The organism is Bradyrhizobium sp. SZCCHNGR1005 (assembly GCF_032489995.1).
In the GTDB taxonomy this organism is placed as follows: domain Bacteria; phylum Pseudomonadota; class Alphaproteobacteria; order Rhizobiales; family Xanthobacteraceae; genus Bradyrhizobium.
Genome location: NZ_JAUEZC010000022.1, coordinates 1 through 6647, shown reverse-complemented (window position 1 = coordinate 6647; position 6647 = coordinate 1). Strand labels below are relative to the sequence as shown.

Genomic DNA, 6647 nt, shown 5'->3' with positions numbered 1-6647 from the left:
GTGCGGGCCGAGGTCGCGCGCGTGCTGTCGCTGACTGCGGAAGCCATTGAGCCAGACCGCCCGCTCAAGGAGCTGGGTCTCAATTCGCTGATGGCGGTTGAGCTGCGTAAGCGTTTCCAGGAGTTGCTTGCAGTCGGCCTATCGGTGTCCAGCGTCTTCGAGAAGAACTGCCGCGCGTTGGCTCAAGAACTGGTCAATCTGTGGACGGCTCGCGAACCAGCGGCGATTGTGGCTGCGTCTCCGCAACAGCTGCCGCCCGATCCCTATGCGCCGTTCCCGCTCACACCGATCCAACAGGCGTACTGGGTTGGACGGCAAACGGGTTCGGCCGGAGGTGTCGCGTATCACTTCTACTGTGAAACCGAAGGCGCAGCGCTCGAGCCGCAGCGGTTGGAGGCGTCGTGGCGAGCGGTGATTGCACGCCATGAGGCGCTGCGGATGGTCTTTACCCCGGATGGCTTTCAGCGGGTGCTTTCACAGGTGCCCGACTATGTCCTGCCCGTCGAGGATCTGCGCGCTCTGGACGAAGAGGCGCGAGAGCAGCGGCTCATGCAGGTGCGGGCAGAACTGTCCAGTGCGTGCCGGTCGCTTGAAGCGTGGCCGCTCTTCGACTTTCGTGTGTTTCTGCTGCCCGGAGGTCGCGTTCGCTGCTGCCTGGACTTCGACCTATTGTGCCTGGATGCGGCTAGTCTGCAGATCGTACTTCATGATTGGGAGCGTCTGTACCACAACCCGGGCTCAGAATTGTCCGCACTCATGCCACGGGGCTTCGAGGCAGTCGTTCGCGCGGGCATCGCTGCGCAAGGTAGTGAGCCGCATCAGCGCGCCCTAGCTTATTGGGAGGCGCGCCGCCCGAGCTTCGATCCAGTCCCGCAACTTCAGCTGGCCATTTCACCGGATCGGGTGCAACACCACCGCAACATCAGATACCACGGCCGGCTCAACGCTGCGGACTGGAAGCGATTCAACGAAACGGCGCAAGAGCGGGGCATCACCCCGACCATGGCACTCTGCACTGCGTTTGCCGAAGTGTTGAGCCGCTGGTCCGGCGATGCACCCTTCCTTTTGAACCTGACCCATTTCACCCGTCCGCCGATCCACGAAAATGTCTACAATATTACGGGTGACTTCACCAACGTGCTGTTCATGGAGTGCCATCGTGCAGCGGGGACGCCGTTGCACACGTGGGCCTCTTCCCTCCAGCGGCAGCTGCACCAGCACCTGGAGCATAGCGCCGTCGACGGCGTCGAGGTGCTGCGCGCGTGGCGTCGAGCGGGCCGAGAGGTGACGACGCCGGTCGTGTTCACAAGCCTGTTGGGGCTGCCGACTTCATCTCAAGAGGCGACGAAGACCTGGAAAACCTGGTTGGGGGAATCTCTCTTCGAACTCACCCAAACCCCGCAGGTTTGGCTGGATCACATTATCAGGGAGGAAGGAGCAGAGCTGGAGTACAGCTGGGATGTCATCGAAGGATTGTTCCCCGAGGGCATGATCGAGGAGATGATGGCCGCGTACACGGCGCGGATCGCGTCGCTGGCGCGAGATCCGGCGGAGTGGGATGCGTGCTGGCCGATGCTTCTGGCCGAAGGGCAGCAATCGCGCATTGCGGCCGCCAACGACACGGCGCATGCGGTGTCACCGCAGACCTTGCACGGCCTCTTCGCGGCTCAGGCGGTGCTGCAGCCCGATCAACCAGCGGTGATAACCAAGGCACGGACGTTGACCTATGGAGAGCTGGACGCGATGGCGCGACAGCTCGGGCATCGACTGCGTCAACTCGGGGCGAAACCCAATACGCCTGTCGCCATCGTGATGGATAAGGGGTGGGAGCAAGTGGCTGCGGTGTTGGGTGTTCTGTACTCCGGCGCGGCGTACTTGCCGATAGACGCCGGCCTTCCTCCAGCCCGCCGCCAGTCGCTTCTGGGGCGAAGCGGGGCAAATCTGGCGCTGACTCAGCCTTGGGTGGAGCTGGACGGGCTTGTCGACGTGCAGCGCTTGGTTGTCGATGACGATCCGCCCACGGATCAAGAAGCGGCGCGGCTGGAGTTTGTCCAAACGCCCACCGATTTGGCCTACATCATCTATACGTCGGGCTCCACGGGCGATCCCAAGGGGGTCATGCTCGATCACCGCGGTCCAGTAAACTACCTGCTCGACATCAATGCTCATCTGGACGTGGCATCGACGGACCGCGCATTCGGTTTGTCGTCTTTGTCCTTCGACTTGTCGGTCTACGACATGTTCGGGATGTTTGCGGCCGGCGGCGCTCTTGTGTTGCCTGACGCCGGAGAGGCGAGAGATCCCGTTTTCTGGGCGCAGTATCTTCGTCAAGGCGTGACAGTGTGGAATTCGGTGCCGGCGTTGCTTGGGCTGCTGGTCGACCACGCCGAGAGGCGACCCGATGTGCTGGAGGCCATGGGGAGCTTGCGCAAGGTGATGCTCAGCGGCGATTGGATACCCGTAAGTCTGCCCGACGCCTTCCGTTCACAGGTTCCCAACGCAACTGTCATCAGCGTCGGCGGCGCCACTGAGACATCCATCAATGCCATCTTGTACCGCATCGGGCGGGTGGGGCCGGACTGGCCAAGCATCCCTTGGGGCAAACCGATGGCCAACCAAACGGCCTGGATACTCAGTCCGAGCCTCGAGCCATGTCCGACTTACGTTGCGGGCGAAATTCATGTGGGCGGAATCGGTCTGGCCCAGGGATATTGGCAGGATAAAGAACGGACCCAGGAGCGCTTCATTTTGCATCCGCGCACCGGCGAGCGGCTGTATCGCACGGGAGATTGGGGCCGCTGGTTGCCCAACGGAGATATTGAGTTTCTCGGCCGTCGCGATCAGCAGGTCAAGGTGAATGGCTACCGCGTTGAGCTAGGAGAAATCGAGGCCGTGCTCGAGCGTCACGCCGACGTGCAGCAGGCCGTCGTGGTGGCGGTTGGGGATCGGGAGAAACGCTTGGCGGCGCATGTGGTTCTAGGTGCTGCTGCTGCCGACGACTATTTCACGGAGCCAGTCGGTCCAGCGTGGCGAGAGGAGCGTGAGCTCGCGCTGCTGCGGGATCCAGCGGCACGGCGAGCCTTCGTTGAGACGATGCTTTCGACGCCATCGGCACGGCGACAATCAGACGCGCCCGCCGTGGTGTTGCCGGAGGGACCGACCGCGCGGAGCCGCACGTCTGCAAAGTATCGGGCAGCTGGCGCAGCGATTGATGTGGCATCGCTGGCCAGCATCCTGGAGGTTCTACGACGGGTGGCGAGCGACTACGCTCCCTTGCCCAAAGCGCGGTATGCATCACCGGGAAGTCTGTATGCGGTGCAAACGTTGGTGTGCGTGGCGCCGGATCGAGTCGATGGACTGGCTGCAGGCGTCTACTACTACGACCCGATCGAGCACAAACTGGTGTGGGTCTCCGACAAAACGGCACTTGTGTCCGAGCGCGTCACCGGCCAGGAAGACCTGCTGAAGTCTTCCGCGTTTACGCTGATGCTGATCGGGCACTTGGCGGCGATCGCTCCTTTGTACCGACGGTTGAGCGAACCGTTCTGTGCGCTGGAAGCGGGGGAGATGTGCCACCTGCTGGAGCGCGCTGCTAGGGAGGAGGGAGTTCAGTTGCACTCTCTCGTGGGCCTGCAGCTCGATGGTCTGGCCCCGGTGTTAGGGCTCGCACAGGAAGATATCTGCTTGCACGCGCTGGTGGGCGGGACCGAATTGACAACTCCCCCCGGGGAAGAAGGCTGGTCCGTCGTGCTTGACGCGGCGGAGCGAGCCCAGCCAAGCGCGGACCTTTCGGAGTTTGCGCCGCTGCAGAGCGCAACTGAGCGCATGGAGTTCAAGGCTGGCCACCGGAGCATTCGACGCACCACTGCGCCGTGGATCGCACTCCCGAACGGACGGTCGGACGAAGAGGTGGAGCGGCAGTGGGTGGGGCGTCGCAGCTTCCGGACCTACCTGCCGCATGCGGTGCCGTTCGAGAGCTTGGCCGGGCTGCTTGGCACTTTGCGCCAGGTGCATGAAGGATCGCGCGCGTGCACTCTCGGCCAGTTGCAGCCAGTACATCTGTACGTTTCGGTGAAGCCGGGCCGGGTTGAGGGTATCGAGGGCGGAGCGTACCGCTATGATTCCGTCGCGCACGCTCTCATCCGATCGGGCGGGCCAATATCCCTCGACACAAAACGGGTCCCGCCCGCCAATCGGATCATGTTCGAAGCGGCGTCGTTCGTGCTGCTCGTCGTAGGCCAGATGGAGCGTATTGCCCCATTGTGCGGCAGCCAGAGTGAGCTTGTTTGCCGGTTGGAAGCCGGCCGGCTCTGCCAAAAGCTCGAGGATGAAGCTTCGGCTTACGGACTCGGTCTGTGCCAGGCAGCGTTCGATTTTCGGGGGTTGGAGGGAGAACTCGATCTGAGCCCCACCGAGATATACGTGCACGCTCTGGTGGGGGGAGTTGCGGATTGGTCGGGGAGGGAGCGAGGATGGTCTTTCCTTGCGGAGGGCTTGCCAGCCCCCTCACGCAGCACTGACGCCGGCGCACTGCGCGCATACTGTCAGAAGGTGTTGCCGGCCTACATGGTGCCGGTGCAAATCCAGCTTCGAGAATCGTTGCCATTAAATGCCAACGGCAAGGTGGATCGTGCGGCCTTGAGCAAGCATGTCTGGCAGGAGCCTGTAACGTCCGTCAGACCTATCGCATCGTTGGGTGAGAAGTCTGGCCGTTCGCTCGCCGAGCTGACGGAGATTGTGTCGCGCGTGGCGGCCGAGACTTTCGAGGTCAGAGAAGTACCTGTCGAGGCTCCGCTCGCTAACCTGGGGGTCGACTCGCTGCTGGCGTTGCGGTTCAGGAATCGGCTCGGACGTGTACTGGATCGTTCGCTGCCGGTCACCCTGGTGTACGACTACCCGTCGGTAGCAGCGATCGTGCGCGCCCTGGCCCCACCGACTGCGAAGGAGAGCCGCAGCGAATTGGATGACATACAGAAAACGATTCGCGAAGTCGAAGACGATTCTTTGCTGGCTCTTGCCGAAAGTATGCTGGCAAACGATGACGAGCTTGCTCGCCTTTCGTTGCTGACATCGTAGTTGCGAATGTGCCTATGTCGGAAGGTGCGATCAGTCGTGGGCACATTGAGTTTCGGCCAAGCGCAAGTTCGGCGCTGGCGGGCGTGCTGAACTGGTCAACCTCTTGCGAAGTAAGGAGCTGATCTAATGTCGCGTAGAAATGCAGTCGATCTCTTGCGCGAGAGCCTACTTGAGGTGCAGCGACTCCGGTCAGCTCTGAATAAGGCCAAGGCATCGTCCGAACCGATCGCAATTCTGGCGATGTCTTGCCGCACCCCTGGGGGAGTCGTTGATCCGGAGGGTTACTGGGCTCTTCTACGCGAAGGTCGCGATGCCGTTGGGCCATTTCCCGAACGGTGGGATTCGGACGCGCTCTTCGATCCGGATCCGGAGGCGAAAGGCAAGAGCTACGCGCGTGAGGGAGGATTTCTGCGCGAAGTAGACCAATTCGATTCGGGCTTTTTTGAAATTTCCCCACGCGAAGCGGTGGCGATGGATCCGCAGCAGCGGCTGATTCTCGAAGTCGCGTGGGAGGCGCTGGAGCGTGCGGGGTTGCGGCTGGATACGCTCAATGAATCCACGACCGGGGTGTATCTCGGTTCAATGGGCTGTGACTACGGCCCAAGTTTCGCGGCCTCTCCTGAGGCGCTGACTGGTTACGTGGGCACCGGGCAGGCCGGCAGTGTGCTCTCCGGGCGCGTGTCTTACGCGCTCGGGCTGCAGGGCCCGGCGATGACGGTGGATACGGCGTGCTCGTCGTCGCTGGTCGCCTTGCATCTGGCATGTGCGGGGTTGCGGCAAGGAGAGTGCGATCTGGCGCTGACGGGGGGCGTGCAGGTGATGAGCACGCCTGGCTTCTTTGTTGAATTCAGCCGGTTGCGCGGGCTGGCTCCCGATGGTCGGTGCAAATCGTTCTCGGCGGCCGCGAACGGTGTCGGTTGGGCCGAGGGTTGCGGAGTGCTGGTGCTCAAGCGGTTGTCGGACGCCAAGCGGGACGGCGACCGAGTGCTTGCGGTGATCCGTGGGAGTGCGGTCAACCAGGATGGCCGGAGCCAGGGGCTGACGGCGCCCAATGGCCCGAGTCAGCAGCGGGTCATCCGGCGCGCGCTGTCTGTGAGCGGCCTTGCGGCGAATGACATCGATGCGATTGAGGCGCACGGAACTGGCACGACACTGGGCGACCCGATCGAGGCAGGGGCGTTGGCGGCGGTGTTTGGCCCGACAAGGCAGAAAGAAAAGCCGCTGTATCTCGGCTCGAGCAAGTCCAACCTAGGCCATACGAGTGCTGCCGCAGGGGCGTTAGGAGTGATGAAGATGGTGCTGGCGCTGCAGCACGAGCGCCTGCCCAAGACTCTTCATGCGGAGACGCCTAGTGAGCACATCGCATGGAAGGGCAGCGGCCTGTCACTGCTGCAAGAGGCGCGGCCGTGGCCGCGTCGTGCCGAGCGAGCCCGGATTGCCGGGATAAGCAGCTTTGGCGTCTCGGGCACCAACGCGCATGTCGTGGTTGAGGAGGCGCCTGCTGCCGCCGAGACCGCGTTGTCGGCGGCGAAGCGCTCTTGTGAGCTTTTGGTATTGTCGGCGAAGAGCGG

At 62.8% G+C, this 6647-nt stretch carries 2 protein-coding genes; both read left to right on the top strand.

The window, feature by feature from the left end; translation table 11 throughout:
- Window positions 1-5076 (top strand): non-ribosomal peptide synthetase, encoded by a 5076-nt coding sequence (locus QXZ85_RS33655; protein ID WP_315729240.1) that lies wholly within the window; start codon window positions 1-3, stop codon window positions 5074-5076.
- Between the two features lie 126 nt (window positions 5077-5202).
- The coding region (locus QXZ85_RS33650; protein ID WP_315729239.1) for a polyketide synthase at window positions 5203-6647 on the top strand (1445 nt) is incomplete at its 3' end.